The organism is Phycisphaerales bacterium (genome assembly GCA_016716475.1).
GTDB lineage: Bacteria > Planctomycetota > Phycisphaerae > UBA1845 > Fen-1342 > JADJWG01.
Window position 1 is genome coordinate 1,239,508 of the sequence record JADJWG010000001.1, and the last position, 17,790, is coordinate 1,257,297.

At 66.2% G+C, this 17,790-nt stretch carries 14 protein-coding genes and 1 pseudogene; 9 read left to right on the forward strand and 6 right to left on the reverse strand.

Going from position 1 to position 17,790, the window contains the following annotated elements:
• Positions 1-26 precede the first annotated feature (26 nt).
• Positions 27-1,052 (forward strand): LacI family DNA-binding transcriptional regulator, encoded by a 1,026-nt coding sequence (locus IPM18_05135; GenBank protein ID MBK9118976.1) that lies wholly within the window; start codon positions 27-29, stop codon positions 1,050-1,052.
• 104 nt (positions 1,053-1,156) lie between these two features.
• A complete protein-coding gene (locus tag IPM18_05140) occupies positions 1,157-1,729 on the forward strand; it encodes a thioredoxin family protein (protein MBK9118977.1) in 573 nt (190 codons plus the stop codon).
• Positions 1,730-1,853: 124 nt separating this feature from the next.
• On the opposite strand, the gene IPM18_05145 is transcribed toward IPM18_05140, so the two are convergent.
• The 4 genes from IPM18_05145 to hutU all read right to left on the reverse strand — a co-directional run bounded on the left by IPM18_05145 (position 1,854) and on the right by hutU (position 6,914).
• Positions 1,854-2,531, reverse strand: coding sequence for a hypothetical protein (locus IPM18_05145; GenBank protein MBK9118978.1), 678 nt, complete (start codon positions 2,529-2,531; stop codon positions 1,854-1,856).
• Positions 2,532-2,723: 192 nt separating this feature from the next.
• Positions 2,724-3,377: a PEP-CTERM sorting domain-containing protein gene (locus IPM18_05150; GenBank protein ID MBK9118979.1), complete on the reverse strand. Its 654-nt coding sequence runs from the start codon at positions 3,375-3,377 to the stop codon at positions 2,724-2,726.
• Between the two features lie 310 nt (positions 3,378-3,687).
• The gene (locus IPM18_05155; GenBank protein MBK9118980.1) at positions 3,688-5,088 is read right to left on the reverse strand and encodes a redoxin domain-containing protein; all 1,401 of its coding nucleotides are present in this window, start codon (positions 5,086-5,088) and stop codon (positions 3,688-3,690) included.
• A 167-nt stretch (positions 5,089-5,255) separates the two neighbouring features.
• Entirely contained in the window at positions 5,256-6,914 is a 1,659-nt protein-coding gene (hutU, locus tag IPM18_05160) for a urocanate hydratase (GenBank protein ID MBK9118981.1), read from the reverse strand.
• A gap of 183 nt (positions 6,915-7,097) precedes the next feature.
• On the opposite strand from hutU, the gene IPM18_05165 reads away from it, so the two are divergent.
• Complete coding sequence (locus IPM18_05165) at positions 7,098-7,631, forward strand: DUF2179 domain-containing protein (protein MBK9118982.1); 534 nt, start codon at positions 7,098-7,100, stop codon at positions 7,629-7,631.
• Between the two features lie 134 nt (positions 7,632-7,765).
• Here IPM18_05165 and IPM18_05170 read toward each other — a convergent pair whose 3' ends face one another.
• The gene (locus IPM18_05170; protein ID MBK9118983.1) at positions 7,766-9,538 is read right to left on the reverse strand and encodes a TolC family protein; all 1,773 of its coding nucleotides are present in this window, start codon (positions 9,536-9,538) and stop codon (positions 7,766-7,768) included.
• Positions 9,539-9,746: 208 nt separating this feature from the next.
• Here IPM18_05170 and IPM18_05175 point away from each other — a divergent pair, with 208 nt between their 5' ends.
• Together IPM18_05175 and IPM18_05180 are read left to right on the forward strand one after the other, a co-directional pair.
• Positions 9,747-11,354: a HAMP domain-containing protein gene (locus IPM18_05175; GenBank protein MBK9118984.1), complete on the forward strand. Its 1,608-nt coding sequence runs from the start codon at positions 9,747-9,749 to the stop codon at positions 11,352-11,354.
• 249 nt (positions 11,355-11,603) lie between these two features.
• Positions 11,604-13,208 (forward strand): calcineurin-like phosphoesterase family protein, encoded by a 1,605-nt coding sequence (locus IPM18_05180; GenBank protein MBK9118985.1) that lies wholly within the window; start codon positions 11,604-11,606, stop codon positions 13,206-13,208.
• An 18-nt stretch (positions 13,209-13,226) separates the two neighbouring features.
• On the opposite strand, the gene IPM18_05185 is transcribed toward IPM18_05180, so the two are convergent.
• On the reverse strand, positions 13,227-14,156 hold the full coding sequence (locus IPM18_05185; protein ID MBK9118986.1) for an NAD(+)/NADH kinase: 930 nt from the start codon (positions 14,154-14,156) through the stop codon (positions 13,227-13,229).
• A gap of 130 nt (positions 14,157-14,286) precedes the next feature.
• On the opposite strand from IPM18_05185, the gene IPM18_05190 reads away from it, so the two are divergent.
• The 4 genes and pseudogenes from IPM18_05190 to larE all read left to right on the forward strand — a co-directional run bounded on the left by IPM18_05190 (position 14,287) and on the right by larE (position 17,696).
• Positions 14,287-15,138: an HAD family phosphatase gene (locus IPM18_05190; GenBank protein MBK9118987.1), complete on the forward strand. Its 852-nt coding sequence runs from the start codon at positions 14,287-14,289 to the stop codon at positions 15,136-15,138.
• Between the two features lie 27 nt (positions 15,139-15,165).
• On the forward strand, positions 15,166-15,810 hold the full coding sequence (locus IPM18_05195; GenBank protein ID MBK9118988.1) for a phosphatidylserine decarboxylase family protein: 645 nt from the start codon (positions 15,166-15,168) through the stop codon (positions 15,808-15,810).
• On the forward strand, positions 15,807-16,727 hold the full coding sequence (locus IPM18_05200) for a CDP-alcohol phosphatidyltransferase family protein (protein ID MBK9118989.1): 921 nt from the start codon (positions 15,807-15,809) through the stop codon (positions 16,725-16,727). The genes IPM18_05195 and IPM18_05200 overlap by 4 nt, the downstream gene beginning before the upstream one ends.
• 95 nt (positions 16,728-16,822) lie before the next feature.
• A pseudogene (gene larE / locus IPM18_05205) lies at positions 16,823-17,696 on the forward strand (ATP-dependent sacrificial sulfur transferase LarE).
• Positions 17,697-17,790 lie beyond the last annotated feature (94 nt).

Consider the following 17,790-nt stretch of genomic DNA (forward strand, 5'->3'; position numbering starts at 1 on the left):
TTCGGAAGCGCCGCCAGGAGACCTGCATGTCGAAACCCACTCGTGTGAACAAACGCGTCACGATCCGGGATGTAGCGCGGGCAGCCGGGGTTTCCGTCGGGGCGGCTTCGACGGCCCTTAGTCAATCGAAGAGCAATGTGGCGCTGAGCCGTGCCACACGGGACCGTGTCTTGCAAGCCGCCCGCGAGCTGCGCTACCGTCCGCTGGCCGCGGCCCGGGCGATGGCCGGCAGTACCTGTCGAACGATCGGGGTACTCGCGACCGAATTCTGCATGATCGGCAGCTTCTACAGCAACGTACTGCGCGGAATTGCGAACGAAGTACAGGCCGCGAACTACGCCCTCGTGCTGAAGACGGTACCGCACAAGCTCGACATGGAGGGGAGCAACATCTTCACCGAGCAGAACATTGACGGTGTTATCATTCCGGCGGATGCCGAAGACCGCACCAAGGCCGCGCTGCTGCACTATGACATTCCGCATGTCTGGCTGAACACCGAGCTGCACCAGCCGATGAATTGCATCCACGTCGACGATGTGCACGACATGGGCCTCGCGATCGACTACCTGGTCGAGCTGGGACACCGCCACATCGGCTACCTGCACCACTACACTGGCGAACGACACCACGTCACCATGAAACGCGAGCGCGGATACGCCGAGGCACTCCGGCGGCATGGCCTGGAGCCGCTTCCGACTTACGATCAGTATCTCGATATCGCGGCGCATGTGGATCTGTATCTTGAAATGCGGCCGCGCGCCACGGCCCTGGTGCTGTACTCCGACGCCATGGCGATCCTCGCCTGCAACGCGCTCGTCAAACGCGGCTTGCGCATTCCAGAAGACATGAGCGTGGTGGGTCACGAGGGGGTCGTACTGCACGAATACGGCTTCTGCCGATTGACTACCGTCAAGGCCCCGGTGGAAGAGCTTGGGCGCCAGGCCGTGCGCATGCTCATGCACCAGATTGAGAACAATGAGCCCGCCCCGTCGCGCTTGCTGTCCGGCACACTCGAGGTCAACCAATCCACCGGACCGCCACCGCAGGCGTAGCGGCGCTGCCTACCTTCGCGGCAGTCGGGTGCGCTCCGCCGGCTCCACGGCCGGTTGCAGACGCGGCGCTACAATCGCTCGGCCGAGTTCCCCTGGAGGATCCGATGCTGGACCGCAGTCTTCTCGCGCGCTCGTTTGCCGCCGGACTTTCCTATGAGCGCTACATCGCCACCGGCACGGCGGAGCAGCAAGCGGCCTGGAAGAAATTTCATGCCCTGGCGGCACTGACCGAGACGCAGCGTGCGCTCGTCGCGGGGTTCACCCGCGAGATGCATGTTTTGGTCGTCTCGGGCATCTGGTGCGGTGACTGCGTGCAGCAATGCCCGCTGTTCGCACACATCGCCGCCGCCAACGAGGAGCGTGTCCGGCTGCGGTTCGTCGATCGCGATGAGCACGGGGAGTTGGCGGGGCACCTGCGGATCAACGCCGGCGCCCGTGTACCGGTGGTGCTGTTCCTGGCGGAAGATGACGAGTTCGTGGCGTTGCTGGGTGACCGCACCCTCGCGCGCTACCGCGCGATCGCAGCGCGGCAACTCGGGCCGTCGTGCCCACTGCCGGGCGCACCACTGCCCGCCAACGAGATCGCTGCCACATTGCAGGACTGGCTCGACGAGTTCGAGCGCGTGCAGTTGCTGCTGCGGCTCTCCGGTCGTCTGCGTCAGAAGTATGCGGACTAACGCCATCGCCTGGTGCCGCCCTTGACGCCAGGGGACCAGCGTACGCCGGCTCCCCCCGACTGCACACCACGCCACCGCGCCATCCAGGGTGGTGCCAGGCAAAGCGCTACCGTGAAGAAGGCCGTCAGCGCCGTAGTCGGACGATGGCCACCGCGCTGAGCAGCAGCGCGAGCGGCGCCGGCTCAGGCACTCTGACCAGCGCAACGGCGTCGATACCGGGGTAGCTCAGGACATCTTGGGTCGCGTTGTAAGGGCTCAGAATCAGATAGGGCAATTCAGCGGCATCCGGAGGCGCCATGAATACCACGGACCTGCCTTCCCAGGCCATATTGCTCAGAGTCGAACTGAGGTAGCCGAGGGGCACGGCATTCTGCATGCTTGCGGAAGGTGCCAGGAACACCTCGAAGCCGCCCATACCCGCCAGCGTGTAAGACGCGTGCAGTTGCGCGGAGAGTTCGTACGACCAACCCGGCACGAGCGGCGCGCTGAGCAATTGCCCAAAGGACTCGGAGACCCCGCTGCCAAAGCACGCCCCCGCCACCCAGCGGTTCCCATCCTGCGCCACCACTCCCGAAAAGTGTCCATATTCACTGGGCCACAACCCGTAGACACCGGATGTGTCATACGTATCGGCACCGGCGTAAATTCCGCTGGTTTGCACCCACTCGTTCGGCAGGATGCCCTGATCGTGATGAGCCCCCGGAACAAGCTCGAAGCTCCCATTGCGGAGCAGATCCGCAGACGCTCCCGAAACCACATACATGACCGCGGCACTCGCCCCGAAGACAAGAAACCGCCACATGGCTCGCCTCCTCCTCCCTGACGCAACGCAAACTCATGTGCAGTCCACACCACACACAGTTTCACCTGCATTGTACCACGAAGGCACATAGAACTGAGAGGAGCCACCCCCGCACTGCATTGGTTCATAGACGCAACGCGACCGCGCCCCCCAACGCGGCGCGGTGCACGTCTGAACCCTTCGAGATGGACATCAGCGCCGGTGCCGGAGGACTGCAGTAGCAACAAGCAACAGCGCGAGCGTCGCTGGCTCGGGCACGATCCGCACGTTGTCGACACCGACGATGTTGCTGCCCTCGTTGATGACGCGTACCTCGATCCAGCCGATGTTCGCGAACAGGTCGGCGAAGCTCGGGCTCACCGGCTCCTGCGTCCATCCGTTCGCCAGCGCCGTGGCGTCATCCCAAGTCGGGTCGAAAACCACGTCGTACTGACCCCAAGCGTTCCCGTCCGGCGTAACCGGACCGAAGTCGTAGTACCAGCCGTTCTCGTCCACATCACGGCGGAAGCGCAGGTGTGCTTCATCCAGCGACGTGTTGAACACGTTCAGGTCGAAACCCGCCCCGTTGATGCCGGCCGCCGCATAGTCGCCAAGAAATCCGGGGGTGACGCTGTTCCGGGTACCGATGTCGAAACCGGTCAACAAATCCTTGCGGATCTGCACGAACCCGTCGGGGTTACCGCCCGCCGCCAAGTGAATCTGCGTGGTGGCGATGGTACTGCCGACGAAACCCTCCGCATCCACATCAAACGTTGCAAGGGTACCGGGAATCGCGCCTGCCGCAGTCCCCACAAACCCAAACACGGCGGCTACGACAGCCATCCGAAGCGAATTGCACGTTCTCACGCATGCACCTCCTGTGCTGGTGGACGGCGGACCAGGATCGGTCCGGCTGCACGCGCAGACCGACAACAACCCTCGCCGCCGCCATCCATGTTTTTCGCCGAGGCCGGCCCGAAACCAGCCCGAATGTAAACAATGGTAGCAGCCCGCGACCTCAATCTCACGAGAGCAGAACTGATCGGCGGTGAATGCAAGCGCGGCGCCCCGGTCCGGCGGGGGCGCGCGGTGCTCGTCGCCTCCGGCCCCCGTCCCCCGCCCCGACTGGACGGGGCGACCCAATCACGGGACGCCCCCTCAGCCCTACTCGCCAACCTTACGGCTGCGGCTGCTCGTCTTCCTTCTTCGGTTCGACCAGCGTCTCACCCTTCAGCAGCTTGTCGATCTTCGCCGACAGATCCTGCTCCAACGACGGCGAGAAACCCAGATGCACCGCCTGAATCCGCCCCTCCTTGTCCAGGAGGAAGCTGCATGGAATACCGCTCACCTTGTACTGGCGGCCAAGCTTGCCATCCGGGTCTCGGAAATGGCGGAACGTCACCTTGCGCTCCTCCAGGAAGCGCTTCACCCGCCCCGCCATCTCCTCGCCGGCGCTGTCCTGGTTGATACCCACCACCGAGAACGGCTGATCCGCATACTTCTCGGCGATCCGCTGGATGAATGGCATCGCCGCAACACACGGTCCGCACCAGGTCGCCCAGAAATCCAGCAGCACGACGCGCCCGCGCAGATCCTCCAGTGCGATCGGCTTACCATCCAGCGCATCACCCGCGAACGGTGGCGCGTGCTGCCCCAGCAGATCGTTCGGGTCGGGCCCGCGACCGAAGTCGAACTCGTCCACCTTCGTCGCGCTCGTCGGCGGCTGGAAGGCGAACTCGCCCGCAGGAATGTCCACGTCGATCCGTACATCGTGAAAGGTCAACGTGACCGCCGCACGGTCGATCTGGTTGAACGGACGGAAGGCATCCTCCATCTCGTCCTCCTCGCCGCTTTTCGGCTCCTTGTCGAGCCCGAACTGGGTCCGGAGCGCCACGGTCGCGTCCAGCTCGAGTTGCTCGACCAGCCCCGTCTTGTCGTGAATCCAGATGCTGATCGGGACCACCCCGGGCAGTTCCAGCATCGTCTGCTCGGCATCCACCAGGGCGCGGATTCGCGTACCCGGCCGGCCGTCGCGCTCCTCGGGCTCCACCGCCGTGAAGCCCTTGACCATTGGGAAGAGTTCCGCGAAGGGCTTGTTTTCCGCCAGCAGTACGTACAGCACCGGGTGCGGCGGGCCCATGTCGAGCGACGACTCCAGCAGCGCCGTGAAGTCGAACCGTTCCGGCGCCGGCTTCTCCGTGTACTGTTCCAGGTCCTCCACGTACGCCCAGAACGTCTTGCCGTCGCTGTGGAGCGCCACGTCGTCGGTCGTCAACGCCAACCGGTTCGGCCGCGAAAAACGCAGTGCCGTTGCGAATTCGTTGACCTGCCCCGCGTCCTCACCCGCGCGCCCCTTCGCCGCTATCTCCGCCCGCGAGCTGATGCGGTCAGTGTAACTCTTGGCCGCACGGTAGTTCTTCAACGCCCGCTCCAGCAGTTCCGTAGCCCGCGCCTGCACGGCCGGATCGGCCGGTGCGGTGGTCGGTGCGGGTTGAGTCGTTTGCGCTACGGCGAAACCGCTCGCCACTGCGAGCCCCCATCCGAGTGACATGATGCGTTGGTACGTGCGGGAAGGCATCGCGGGTCTCCGTGCAAGCGGGCCGGGCTGTCGCGGCCGCGCGGCCACGACGTGGGAATCATATCCCGGCAGGCCCAGGAATGGGCCAACAGAGGCAGATTTCGGGCACCCCTCGGAGGCAGCGCCGGACCCGCACGCGTCCTCTCCCGGAGACCGCTCCCCCTTGTTCAACCGCCCAGATCCACACCCCGCGCGCGCGCCACCGCGAGCGCCTCGGGATATCCTGCATCCGCGTGCCGTATCACCCCGAGGCCCGGATCGGCCGTCAGCACGCGCTCCAGCCGGGCGGCGGCCGCCGGTGTTCCGTCAGCGACCACGACCATCCCCGCATGCAGCGAGTAGCCGATCCCCACCCCGCCTCCGTGATGCAGTGACACCCAGGTGGCCCCACAAGCCGTGTTCGCCAGGGCGTTCAACATCGGCCAGTCGGCAATCGCGTCCGAGCCGTCGCGCATCCCCTCCGTCTCGCGATGGGGGGAGGCGACCGAACCGCAGTCGAGATGATCGCGTCCAATGACCAAAGGCGCCTGTACCTGTCCGCTGCGCACCAGCTCGTTGAACACGCGACCCAGCCGCGCCCGCTGACCGTAGTTCAACCAGCAGATCCGCGCGGGCAGTCCCTGGAAGGCAACCCGTTCACGCGCCAGCCGGATCCAGTTGCAGAGATGCTCTTCCTCCGGAAAAGTCGTGAGCACGGCTTCATCAGTCACCGCGATGTCGGCCGGGTCACCCGAGAGTGCCGCCCAGCGGAAGGGGCCCGAGCCCGCGCAGAACAGCGGGCGGATGTACTCCGGTACGAACCCGGGAATCTCGAACGCATCGGCGACACCGGCATCCCGGGCGAAAGCGCGCAGGTTGTTACCGTAGTCGAAAGTGATCGCACCGCGCTGTTGCAGTGCCCGCATGTGCCGCACGTGCTCAGCCATCGTCCGCAGCGCTTCCCGCACGTACCTGTCCGGATCGGCCGCCCGCAGCGCTAGCGCCTCCGCATAGGTGCAGCCATTCGGCACGTACCCGTTCAGCGGGTCGTGCGCCGACGTCTGATCGGTGAGCAGGTCCGGTGTGATGCCGCGCTCAAGCAGTGCCCGCAACAGGTCGGCTGCGTTCGTCACCACGCCGATCGACACGGCTTCCCCGGCAGCGCGCGCCGTATCCGCCCAGCTCAGGGCCTCGTCGATGTGCTCGGTGCAGCGATCGCAATAGCGCGTCGCGAGCCGCTTCTCGATGCGGCGCCGATCCACTTCCGCCACCAGGCACACTGCGCCGTGGAAGGTGGCCGCAAGGGGCTGTGCACCGCCCATGCCACCGAGCCCACCCGTGACCACCAGTCGCCCGCGCAGCGAACCGCCGAAGTGCCGCCGCGCCGCCGCCCCGAAAGTCTCGTACGTCCCCTGCAGAATCCCCTGCGTCCCGATGTAAATCCAACTGCCGGCCGTCATCTGGCCGTACATGGTCAGACCGAGCGCTTCCAGCCGGCGGAACTCATCCCAGTTTGCCCAGTGCGGTACGAGCATCGCGTTGCTGATCAGGACGCGCGGCGCGTCGGTGTGCGTACGAATGACGCCAACCGCCCGCCCCGACTGCACCAGCAACGTCTCATCGTCTCCCAGCCGCCGCAACGTCGCGACGAGGCGTTCGTAATCCGGCCACGAGCGGGCGGCCTTACCGGAGCCGCCGTACACGATGAGCTGCTCGGGCAACTCGGCGACCTCCGGGTCAAGATTGTTCATCAGCATGCGCAGGGCGGCTTCCTGGAGCCACCCGCGACATTGCAGGGTAGTCCCGCGCGGAGCTCGGATGGATTGAGCAGTAGCGGCCGTGAACATCGCAGCGCCTCCGACCACGCAGTATACGGGCACCCCGCCCGCAGGTGCGAGGTCCCGCGTTGCCGCGGGTTCGCCACCCCATTTGCCCCCCCGCCCCTGCAGACGGCACAATTCCCGCTGCGCGGCCGCAGTGCTGGCCGGGAACAGGAGTGCAGCGTGGAAGAGCTGGTCGGTGTGCTGTTGATGTGCCTCGTCATCGTGACGGCGCGCATCGCGGACGTATCGCTCGGAACGATCCGCACCATCATGGTGGTTCAGGGCCGTCGCGGCCTGGCCTTCGTACTCGGTTTCTTCGAAATCCTCATCTGGGTCTCGATCGTCTCCAGCGTGATCCAGCAGCTCGGGCAGCAGCCGCTTTATGCGGTGGCCTACGCGGTCGGCTTCGCGCTGGGCAACTACGTCGGCATGACGATTGAACAGCGCCTCGCACTCGGCCAGCAGGTTGTTCGCGTGATCTCGCGCGACGGCGCCCAGCTCGCAGCCACGCTGCGCAGCCACGGCTACCGTGTCACGCAGTTCGACGGCTTCGGCCGCGACGGCCCGGTGCAGGAGCTGTTCGTGCAGGTTCACCGGCGCGACACGGCCCGGGTGATCGCGGAGGTGCGGTCCCAGGATCCGAAGTGCTACTTCACCGTGGACGACGTGCGGTTGGCATCCACCAGCGCACTCGCTACCCACCAGCAGGGTGGCTGGCGCGGCATGATGAAGAGGAAATGAGCAGGCCCACCGGGCCGCACACCCTCTGAGTCACTCCGGGAGGAAGTCACGTGATTGTCCGCACCGCCGGTCCCCGCCCTGCGACTCCGGGCGTCCACCGGTTGGCGGCGGGTTGCCCGGTTGCGCCTGCCCGCCTAGTCCTCCGTGACCATCTGCACGCCACTCTCGTCGACATCGAGCGTTTCGGTCGCGAGCCGGAACTCCAGAATCGCGCCCCAGCGGTCCGTCTTGGCACGGTTGAGCGCATTCAGTGCATTCAGCCGCGCATCCTCCGCTTCGATCAAGTCACGGTTGTCGAGCTCACCGTCGTCGTACTGGAGCCGCGCATACTGCGCCTGCCGATCGGCGATCTGCACGTTCTCGAACTGGATTCGCAGCAGCGCATCCTGCAACCGCAACTGGTTGACCGCCGCCCGCACCTCCACGCGCACCCGCTCGGCTGTTTCCACCTCGTTTCGCTCGGCCTGACGCACGCTGATCAGGGCGCGGCGCAATTGTGTTTGCTCCGCTTTGCGTTCGAGCGGCAGCGACAGCACCACTTCCGTCCGCCAGTTCGCCCGTTCGAAGTGAAACGCCCCCAGCCGATAGTGTTCCGGGTCAGTGTCGAAACTGACCTGCCCGGTCCAGTTCAGATCCGGCAGCAGCGCGTTCTTGCTGATGGCCACACCGCGGCGCTCGTCGTCGATCCGGTCGGCGGCGGTCAGCAACTCCAGCCGGCGCACCAACGCCACCTGGGTGGCCAGCACTTCCTCGGTAGCCGCGACCGGCGGCACTAGCAGCGGATACGCCCCCAACTTCGCCTGCTCCTCGATCGTTTCGATATCTTCGAGCAGCGCCATGTCCAGACGCTGCTCCACCGGCATGCCGATCAGCAGTTTGAAGCGGTCGGCCTGGGACCGAAACCCCTCTTCGGCGAATCGCAGGGCGTTCTGCTGCGACAGCATCCGCAGCTTGGCACGCTGCGTCTCGAGCGGACTCCCGCGCTCGGCGCGCTCGAACTCCTCGGCGCGCTCCGCGTCGTTGACGGCGCGTTCCAGACTGATACCGTTGTCGATCACCTGCTGCTTCTGCCGCACCAGGTCGAAGTACGCCTGCGCCACCTGGACGAGTTGCGACCGTCGAAAGCGCTCGAACGTGCGTACGGAGTAGGTGAGCTCGCGTTCGAGCTGGATCAGTTGCTCCCGGGCGATGTGACCCGCCCCCCGCAGCAGCGGCACCCGCACACCGAGGTTGATCACGCTCCCCTCGGCCGCGGTGATGGTCTGCTTCACGTCGCGGATCAGCGTGCTGATCATTTCCGCCGTGAACTCGCCGCCATAGGGCAGCCGCTGTGACACGCCGAGATCCGCGACAAAACGCATCGCTTGATCAAAGCCGCGGGCCTCGCCGTAGTTGCCGTACACCGTGCGCAGGTTTGACGAAAAGATCGGCGTCCACAGGTGTCGTTCCAGCGTCAGCGCAAGTGCCGCGAGGTAGAGGTCCTCCTTCGCGCTCTGGTACGGCCGCCGGTATTCCTGGGCATAGGCCAGCGCCTGCGTCAGGGTGAACAATTGCTCCCGCGGCAGCGCCGCCGCCGTGGTGGTCGGCGGGGCCATGGGCTGCGTGGTGGATGGGTCGGAGGGGGGTACTTCCGCCATGGTCGTAGAGTCCCCGGCCTCCGCACCGATCTCGAACCCCGGCGGCAAGTCCGAGGTCGTCGGCTGCGGCGCGGAGTCGTAGGCGCCCCGTGCCGGCTGCGGCAGCGCCTCCGGCTGGTGGATGCGGGCGGGCGTCGCGCGACCCAGCGCCGCACGTTGTCGCGCGGCAATCAGGCGCTCCACTTCCCGATCCGTCTGCCGCACCAGCGTGACGCAGCCGCCCGCCGTGAGCAAGGCCGCCGCGATCGCGAGGCCGAGCCACCTGTGCACTCTGCGTGTTGCGCCTCCGGCCGCCATCGCGTTCCTTTCTCGATCTCCGCCGAGACCGACACTGCGGCCACGGCCTGCATCCCTCCCCCAGGCCTCCCGTTGACTGCTGCGAACTATAGACGCGATCGGCCCCCGGCGGCAGTCCAGCGCGTGCGGATCAGGTGAACGGTGCTTGCCGTCGGACGCCACGCGGCGGATCATGGGAACCATGCGGCTCGTGCGAATCTCCCTGGCCACCAAGTACCGGCTCCTGTTCGGGCTCGCGGTGCTGCTCATCATCGGGGCAGCGCTCGCGGTGCCGTGGTACTACATGGAGGCGATCGTGCTGCAGCAACCCTTCCGCGAGGCCCGCAGTGTGGCCGAGGGCTACTTCCGTCACGTGCTGCCGCAGCCGGAGGAAACCCCGACAGAGGGCTTTCACAGCGGGCGCTTCGGCCTGCTGCCCGACGCCCCGCCACCGGTGCCGACATTTGCCCGGCTCACGAGCGACGTCAACGACCCCCTCTCCGTGGCGCAACGCAGCTTGCAGGACCCGTTCGTGGATCGCGCCTTCCGGACACTGCGCAGCAACCCCACCAGTCGCACCTATTACGAAACCACCTGGGCCGAGGACCGTGGCCGGGAGTTTCGGTATGCCCACGCCGTCTGGGTCACCCGGCAGTGCGTCGACTGCCACGCCGAGGGGGGGTTCGCGCGGCCCTACCGCGAAAACCAGCTTGCCGGCCTGATCCTCGTGGATCTCCCGGCCGAACAAAGCCGCCTCGCGTCACAGATCAACCGCGTGGTGATCGTCGCGGCCGGAACCCTGGCGGGCATCCTCGCGATCCTCGTCTTCTACCTGATCACGACGCGCTTCATCCTGGCGCCGATCAATGAGCTGCGGACGGTCACGCTGCGGGTGTCCGACGGTGACCTGGCGGTGCGCTCGAACGTGCAGACCGGTGACGAGTTCGAACAGCTCTCCGAGAATCTGAACCAGATGCTCGAGCGTCTGCGCGCGTCGCAGGAGGAGTTGCGCCGCGCCAACCGCCTGCTCGATGAAAAACTCGGCGAGATGGCCGAGACGAACATCGCGCTGTACGAAGCCAACCGGCTCAAGAGCGAGTTTCTCGCAAACGTCTCGCACGAGCTGCGCACACCACTGACCAGCATCATCGGTTTCGCAGAACTGCTGCGCGAGAGCCCACCCGGCACGCACGACACTAAGTCACTCCGCTACGCCGAGAACATCCTGATCTCCGGCCGGATCCTGCTGGAAATCATCAACGATCTGTTGGACCTCGCGAAAATCGAGGCCGGGAAGGTCGAGGTTCGACGCGAACCGATCGTGGTCGCCGCACTGCTGAACACGTTGTGTGATCACGTGCGCCCCCTGGCCGACCGGCGGAAACTGCAACTGGCGCTCGAAGTTCCAGAACCGCTGCCGAACCTGCAGTCGGATGCGGGCAAGCTGCGGCAGATCGTCTACAACCTGGTATCGAACGCGATCAAGTTCACGCCCGAGGGCGGCCTGATCCGCCTGCGCGCGGAACGCGACGGCGACACGTTCGTCCGACTGCTGGTGAGCGACACCGGTCCGGGCATCGCCCCGGAGCACCACGACCTGATTTTCGAGAAGTTCCGCCAGATCGACCAGTCCGCCACTCGCGAACACCACGGCACCGGCCTCGGCCTAGCGATCGCGCGCGAGTTGACCACGATTCTCGGTGGAACGATCGGAGTCGAAAGTGAGGTCGGCCGCGGAGCCACCTTCTGGGTACGACTGCCGACGGTCGCCCCCGAGACGACTGACCGCCCCCCCACGGCGATGTTTTAACGGACAGCACACCTTGCTCAAGTAACGATTGCCGAACCTCTCCGCGCCTGCCGGGAGAGGTTGGGGGTCGAGCAGCCGCTGAGAGTGCGCCCCGCGCACACCCCTGCTCCAAGGGGCGCAGTGGTCGGGGGATTGCACTCGCACGCGGCGCTCACCCAAAGTTAACGCCAACCCGTTTGCGAGCACTGCACCGGCACCCTACCTTGTCAGAAATTCGCAATCGAAAACCCTGCAACGAGGTTCGCTGACATGCCACACCCAACCCGCCTACTGCTTATCCTCGCAACGCTCCTCGGTCTGTTGCCCGGCACCCGCACCGTCACCGCCCAGGACATGCCCAACCCGGCCGATGCTTACACCCAGACCGCCCGCGGCCACGTTTTTGACGATCGTAACGGCAACGGCCGTCGTGATGCGGACGAGCCGGGGATTCCCGAGGTCGGCGTTTCCAACGGCCGAGACATCGTACTCACAGATGCCGACGGGGCCTACGAGCTGCCGGTGACCGAAGATACGATCATCTTCGTACTCAAACCGCGCGGCTGGCGCACCGCGGTCGACCCGCAGCTCAATCTGCCCCGCCACTACTACCTCCACAAGCCATCCGGCTCGCCCAAGCTGCGCTACCCGGGCGTCGCGCCGACCGGGCCGCTGCCCGCGGCCGTCGATTTCCCGCTCACCCGCCAGGAGGAGCCCGACCGTTTTCGCGTGATCCTCTTCGGCGACCCCCAGCCGCGCAACATCCAGGAGATCGAATTCCTCGCTCACGACATTCTTGAGGAAGTCATCGGCACCGACGCCGCCTTCGCCATGACGCTCGGCGACATCGTCTTCGACCGGCTCGACCTCTTCCAGCCGCTGAATGAGTACACCGCCAGGATCGGCATGCCGATCTACAATGTCCTCGGCAATCACGACCTGGATTTCGAAGCACCGCACGACAAGCTTTCAGACGAAACTTTCGAGCTCCACTACGGGCCGACGTACTACTCGTTCGACTACGGGCAAGTGCACTTCCTCGTCCTCGACACGGTGATGTGGTTCGGAGCCGTAGAGGGTAAGCGCGGGTATTACCGGGCGGGCCTCGGCGCGGACCAGCTCGCCTTCATCCGCAACGATCTCCGCCGCACGCCGAAAAACCGGCTCATCGTGGTCACCATGCACATCCCCATGCTCGAACTGCCGGATGAAGAGAAACGCGCGCTGTACGGGCTGCTGGCCGACTTCCCGCACACCGTGTCCTGGTCCGCACACCATCACGTCAATCAGCAGTGGTTTCTGACCGAGAAAGACGGCTGGCCCGGCACGGAACCACACCACCATACCACGCTCGTGACCGGCTCGGGCAGTTGGTGGGCGGGCTCTCCGGATCAGTACGGCATCCCCCACACCCAGATGCGCGACGGCGCACCCAACGGCTGGACCACCGTCGCGTTTGAAGGCCCGCGCTATGTCACACGCTTCAAGGCCGCTAGGCGACCCTGGAGTCACCAGATGCACATCTGGACCGCCGAGACCATCCCCCACGCCGATCTCGCCGCCGCTGAAGTGCTGGTCAACGTCTTCAACGGCTCGCCCCGCACCGTTGTCGAACTGCGCGTCAACGACGGGTCGTGGCAGCGAATCACCCAGGCCGATCGCGAGGACCCTTTCTACCTCGCACTCAAGGCCGGTGAGGAGCAGGAGCCGCCGCTCCGCGGCCGCAAGCTGCCCGCCACGGTGAAGAGCAGCCACCTCTGGCAGGGCGGACTGCCGACCACGCTCGAACCGGGCGTCCACCTGGTCGAAGTGCGGGCGACGGACATGTTCGGACAGCAGGACGTCGGCCGCCGCTTGTTCCGTGTGGAGAAATAGGACCGCGCTGTCGCGGCATTATGTCCCGGCAGATTCCTGCCGCGGCGTGCCGTTCATCGCCGGCCCCTCGCCCCAGCGCAGTTTTCGCCGCAGTGCGTGCCACTCCGAATGTCGCGGATTGCGCACCAGCAGGAAATCGGCGCCATAGCGCGTGATCACGACCCGGTCACCACTGGCCAGCGGTTTCGTGACACGCCCGTCGACGACCACCGTCGTGCCCTCGTTGGCGTGGGACGTCTCCACCGTAATGCGATGACCGGCATGCAGCACGAGCGGGCGGTAGGTCAACGCTTGCGGGCAGATCGGCGTGAGGATGAACACCTCGCCGGTCGGCTCAACGATCGGACCACCCGCAGCGAGATTGTGGGCCGTCGAGCCCGAAGGCGTGGCCACAATCAAACCATCACCCCGAATTTCGGCGACCGCATCACCGTCCACGGTGACATGCAGCTCAATCATGTGGAAAGGGGGACCGGCCGTCACCACGCAGTCGTTCACGGCGAGGGTCCGGCCACTCGTACCATCCGCACCCTCGAGCAGAACATCCATCATGGCGCGTCGCGTGATCTGCAGGTGCCCGGAAAAGAGGAAGTTCCCCTCACGCTCCAGGTCCTCGATCATGAAGTCGGCCATGTAGCCGAGCTTGCCGATGTTGATTCCGAGGATCGGTACCTGCCGCAGACCGAGGCCGTGTACAGCCGCGATCAGTGTGCCATCACCCCCCAGCACCATCAGCAGATCGGGGTCCGTTGCAAGGGCCTGGCCCGCATCATGCGTGATTTCGGCGTAAACCACCGTAGCCCGCGCGGCGACCCAGACCCGCACGCGCGGCAGCAGTTCCGCTGCCGCCGGTTTGGCCGGCGAGCCGACGATTGCGACGCGCTGGACGAGTTTGGCAAGGGGCTGCAACGTCTCTGCAGCACTGCCCGACAACGACCGGCTCGACATGCTGTGCCTTTCCCGGGTCCGTGCCGCGGCGACGCGGCCGGCGCCCGCCATTGCGCAGTATAACGACGAACGGGCCGCTACAATCCCCGGCAACACTGCTGTAGCCCGACCTGCTGGTGAGTCCCAACGCGTGAAGCAACCGTACGATCTGCTGGCGATCGACCTCGATGGCACGCTGCTTGACGAGCGGCACACGGTTCCACGCTCCAACCGCGCCGCGCTGCACCGGGCCCACGAAGCCGGGTGGCGAATCGTCCTGTGTACCGGCCGCGCGTTCACCGAAACGCGCCCCGTACTCCAGGAGATCGGCCTCGACCTCGATGCGACGGTCACGGTCTTCGGTGCGCTTGTATCGGATGCCCGCACCGGCGAGACGCTGCAACGCACGGCGCTCGACCGGCAGACGGCCCGCAGGGTAACCGACTGGTTTCTCGAACGCGGCCTGCCGGTACTGTGGCTCACCGACGCGCAGGAAGTCGGGCACGACGGCTACGTCATCGCCGGCCGGCGGCGCCACCCCGCGGTCGATCGCTGGGTCGAACGCACGCCGTGTCACGTCACCGCCGTGTCCACCCTGCCGGCGGAAGCGGCGGCCCCGGTGCGCCTCAGCGTCATCGACGACCTCAAGGCGCTCGACGAAGTGTCCGCCGCGCTGCACCTGGCTTTTGGGGAGAGTGTGCGACACAACATCCTGCGGGCCCCGCCCTATGACCTCTCCCTGATCGAGACCTTCGCTCCGGTGGTGAACAAATGGTACGGTATCGCGTGGCTCTGCCGCCGCTGGGGACTCGATCCACGTCGCACCGTCGCGGTGGGTGACGATGTGAACGACCTGGATATGCTGCGCAACGCCGGCCTCGGCGTCGCGATGGGCAACGCCCGTGACGTCGTGAAGGCCGCGGCAGCCCGCACCGTCGCCCCGCACCACGAGTGCGGCGTGGCCCAGTTGCTCGATGAACTGCTGACCCCCAGCGCCGCCTGAGCGCCGCCTGCGAGGATCCCCCTACCGATGGCCCCCTACGCCCGGACCGAAGTCACCGTGATTGCTCTTGTCGGCGCACTGCTCACCTTGGGCGTCGCCTGGTGGGCGGGCTGGTGGGCCCTGCTGCCCACACTGTTCACACTCGCCCTGCTGGCGTTCTACCGCGACCCCCGCCGTGTACCTGTAGCTGCGCCTCGTAGTATCCTTGCCCCTGCGGACGGCCGCATCGTGCGGATCGATCCCCCCACGGGCGAAGGCCCGTTGCGTATCATGATCTTCCTGAGCGTGTTCAACGTGCATATCAACCGCAGCCCCTGTGCGGGCACGGTGACGGCCGTGGAATATCGTGCCGGGGCCTTCCTCAATGCCCTGCGGCCTGAGGCGGATGAACGCAACGAGTGCAATACGCTGACGCTCGCCCCGGCTGCCCCGCTGCCGGGGCCGATTCAGGTGCGACAGATCGCGGGTGTCCTCGCGCGCCGCATCGTGTGCGCCGCGCGCCCGGGCACAGTGCTGTCCGCCGGTGCCCGCTACGGTATGATCAAGCTGGGTTCGCGCACGGAAATCACCCTGCCGCGCGCCGCGGCCTGGGAGGTGTGTGTGCAGCCCGGGCAGCGCGTGCGGGCCGGCCTCACGGTGCTGGCGCGCCTGCGCGGAACGGAACACGCTTGATCGAAAAACCACCGACCCTGCCGAACCACGGTCTCCGCCATCGCCGGCTCGTCGGGATCAGTCTGCTTCCAGCCGCCATGACGCTCGGCAACCTGCTGTGCGGGTTTCTGGCGATCCTGTGCTGCCTGCTTTCGCTGCGAGCCGAGTTTGCAAGCGAGTATTTCGCCATCCAGCCGCGGATGCCACTGGGGCGGCTCGAGCACGCTTTTCCTACCCACATCGTCGCCGGGGCGTACCTGCTTGTGCTGGCGATGTTTTTCGACGCACTCGACGGACGTCTGGCACGGCTCACGCGCCGCACCAGCGAGTTCGGCGCGCAGCTCGATTCCGTTTCCGACATGGTCAGCTTCGGCATCGCCCCGGCAGCGCTGTTTGTGACCATCCTGCTGCGGCCGGCACGGGACATGACCCCGGACGTGGCCGACGCCACCGCCATGCAGGTACGGCTGGGCCTCCTCGCCGCCGCGGTGTACGTAAGCTGCGCTGCCATCCGGCTGGCACGCTTCAATGCCGAAAATGTGAAATCGGAATCCAGCCAACGTGCGTTCAGCGGGCTTCCCAGTCCCGGTGCAGCCGCGCTGCTGATCGCGTTGATCGCGCTTCACGAGCAGTGGCGGCAGATCGGTTTCACGCTGGGGGGTGTCAGTGTGCCCGTGGTGCTGCGCTGGCTCACTACCGGTGTCACCTTCGGCGTGGGCCTGCTCATGGTCAGTCGCTTTGATTACATCCACATGTTCAACGTGTATATTCGCCGTAAGCAGCCGCCGACCCATCTTGTCTGGCTGATCCTGATCCTCGGGCTGGCGTGGTTCTCATTCGAATTGCTGCTCGTCGTGGGGGCCACCCTGTACGTCGTCAGTGGGCCCCTCTTCGCCCTGTGGCAATGGCGTCAGGTCCGCGCAGCTCCGCCCACCTGACCCATGGCCACGGCCCTACAATGCAGGGGTGCGCAGCGTACGGACCCGGCGCGCTACCGTGACGCCGCTGCCGCCCTCCCAGGAGTTATCCGGGTATGTCCACACCCGCCACTGCCACACTACTTGCGACCCTCCCGCCGGAACTCGCGCAACGCGTCGAGCCGCTGCTGCATCGTCTGCACACGTTGCGCTCCGTGGTAGTCGCGTTCTCCGGCGGAATCGACAGTGCGGTCCTGCTGTACCTCGCCGTCCGCGTCCTCGGACGCGACCAGGTCCTCGCAATTACCGGCCGCAGTCCCAGCGTGCCGGCCGCCGAGCTCGAAAGCGCCGCGGCGCTCGCAGCGCAGTACGGCGCTCGGCACGAATACTACGAGACGCAGGAATTCGCTGATCCGCACTACGTCGCCAACCCCACCAACCGCTGCTACTTCTGCAAAACCGAGTTGTACACCCAGCTCAACGCCCTCGCGCTGGCCCGCGGCTATGCCGTCGTGCTGAGCGGCACCAATGCCGACGACCTCGGCGACTTCCGCCCCGGCCTCCAGGCCGCGGCCGAGCAACGCGTTCTGGCCCCGCTGGCCGATGCCGGCATCACGAAAAACGACCTGCGAGCCATCGCCCGTGCGGCCGGATTGGACATTGCCGAGAAGCCCGCATCGCCCTGCCTATCGTCCCGCGTGCAGTACGGGGAATCGATCACGCCGGAAAAACTGGCACGCATCGACGCCGCGGAGACCTTCCTGCGCACGCTCGGCTTCCGCGAGTGCCGCGTCCGCCACCACGACAACCTGGCCCGGATCGAGGTCCCGGCCGCCGAGTTATCACGCTTCGCCGACGCCGAGCTGCGCGGACGGGTCGATCACGCCCTGCGCGAACTCGGTTACCAGTATGTCGCGGCTCGACCTGCGCGGCTTTCGCAGCGGCAGTCTGAACGAGGTGCATCTCGGAGCCGGCCTCCGCCACCGGTAGCCGGCGCACGCCCACGTGCCCACTTCCTGCCCGGCGCAGCTACAATTTCCGTGGGGTCGCCCGCCCGCCCCCCGGCTTGAATCGCAACGTGGGA

Coding starts and splice junctions, on each gene's coding strand:
- IPM18_05135 (MBK9118976.1), top strand. CDS start 27: ATGTCGAAACCCACTCGTGTGAACAAACGCGTCACGATCCGGGATGTA.
- IPM18_05140 (MBK9118977.1), top strand. CDS start 1,157: ATGCTGGACCGCAGTCTTCTCGCGCGCTCGTTTGCCGCCGGACTTTCC.
- IPM18_05145 (MBK9118978.1), bottom strand. CDS start 2,531: ATGTGGCGGTTTCTTGTCTTCGGGGCGAGTGCCGCGGTCATGTATGTG.
- IPM18_05155 (MBK9118980.1), bottom strand. CDS start 5,088: ATGCCTTCCCGCACGTACCAACGCATCATGTCACTCGGATGGGGGCTC.
- hutU (MBK9118981.1), bottom strand. CDS start 6,914: ATGTTCACGGCCGCTACTGCTCAATCCATCCGAGCTCCGCGCGGGACT.
- IPM18_05165 (MBK9118982.1), top strand. CDS start 7,098: ATGTGCCTCGTCATCGTGACGGCGCGCATCGCGGACGTATCGCTCGGA.
- IPM18_05175 (MBK9118984.1), top strand. CDS start 9,747: ATGCGGCTCGTGCGAATCTCCCTGGCCACCAAGTACCGGCTCCTGTTC.
- IPM18_05180 (MBK9118985.1), top strand. CDS start 11,604: ATGCCACACCCAACCCGCCTACTGCTTATCCTCGCAACGCTCCTCGGT.
- IPM18_05185 (MBK9118986.1), bottom strand. CDS start 14,156: ATGTCGAGCCGGTCGTTGTCGGGCAGTGCTGCAGAGACGTTGCAGCCC.
- IPM18_05195 (MBK9118988.1), top strand. CDS start 15,166: ATGGCCCCCTACGCCCGGACCGAAGTCACCGTGATTGCTCTTGTCGGC.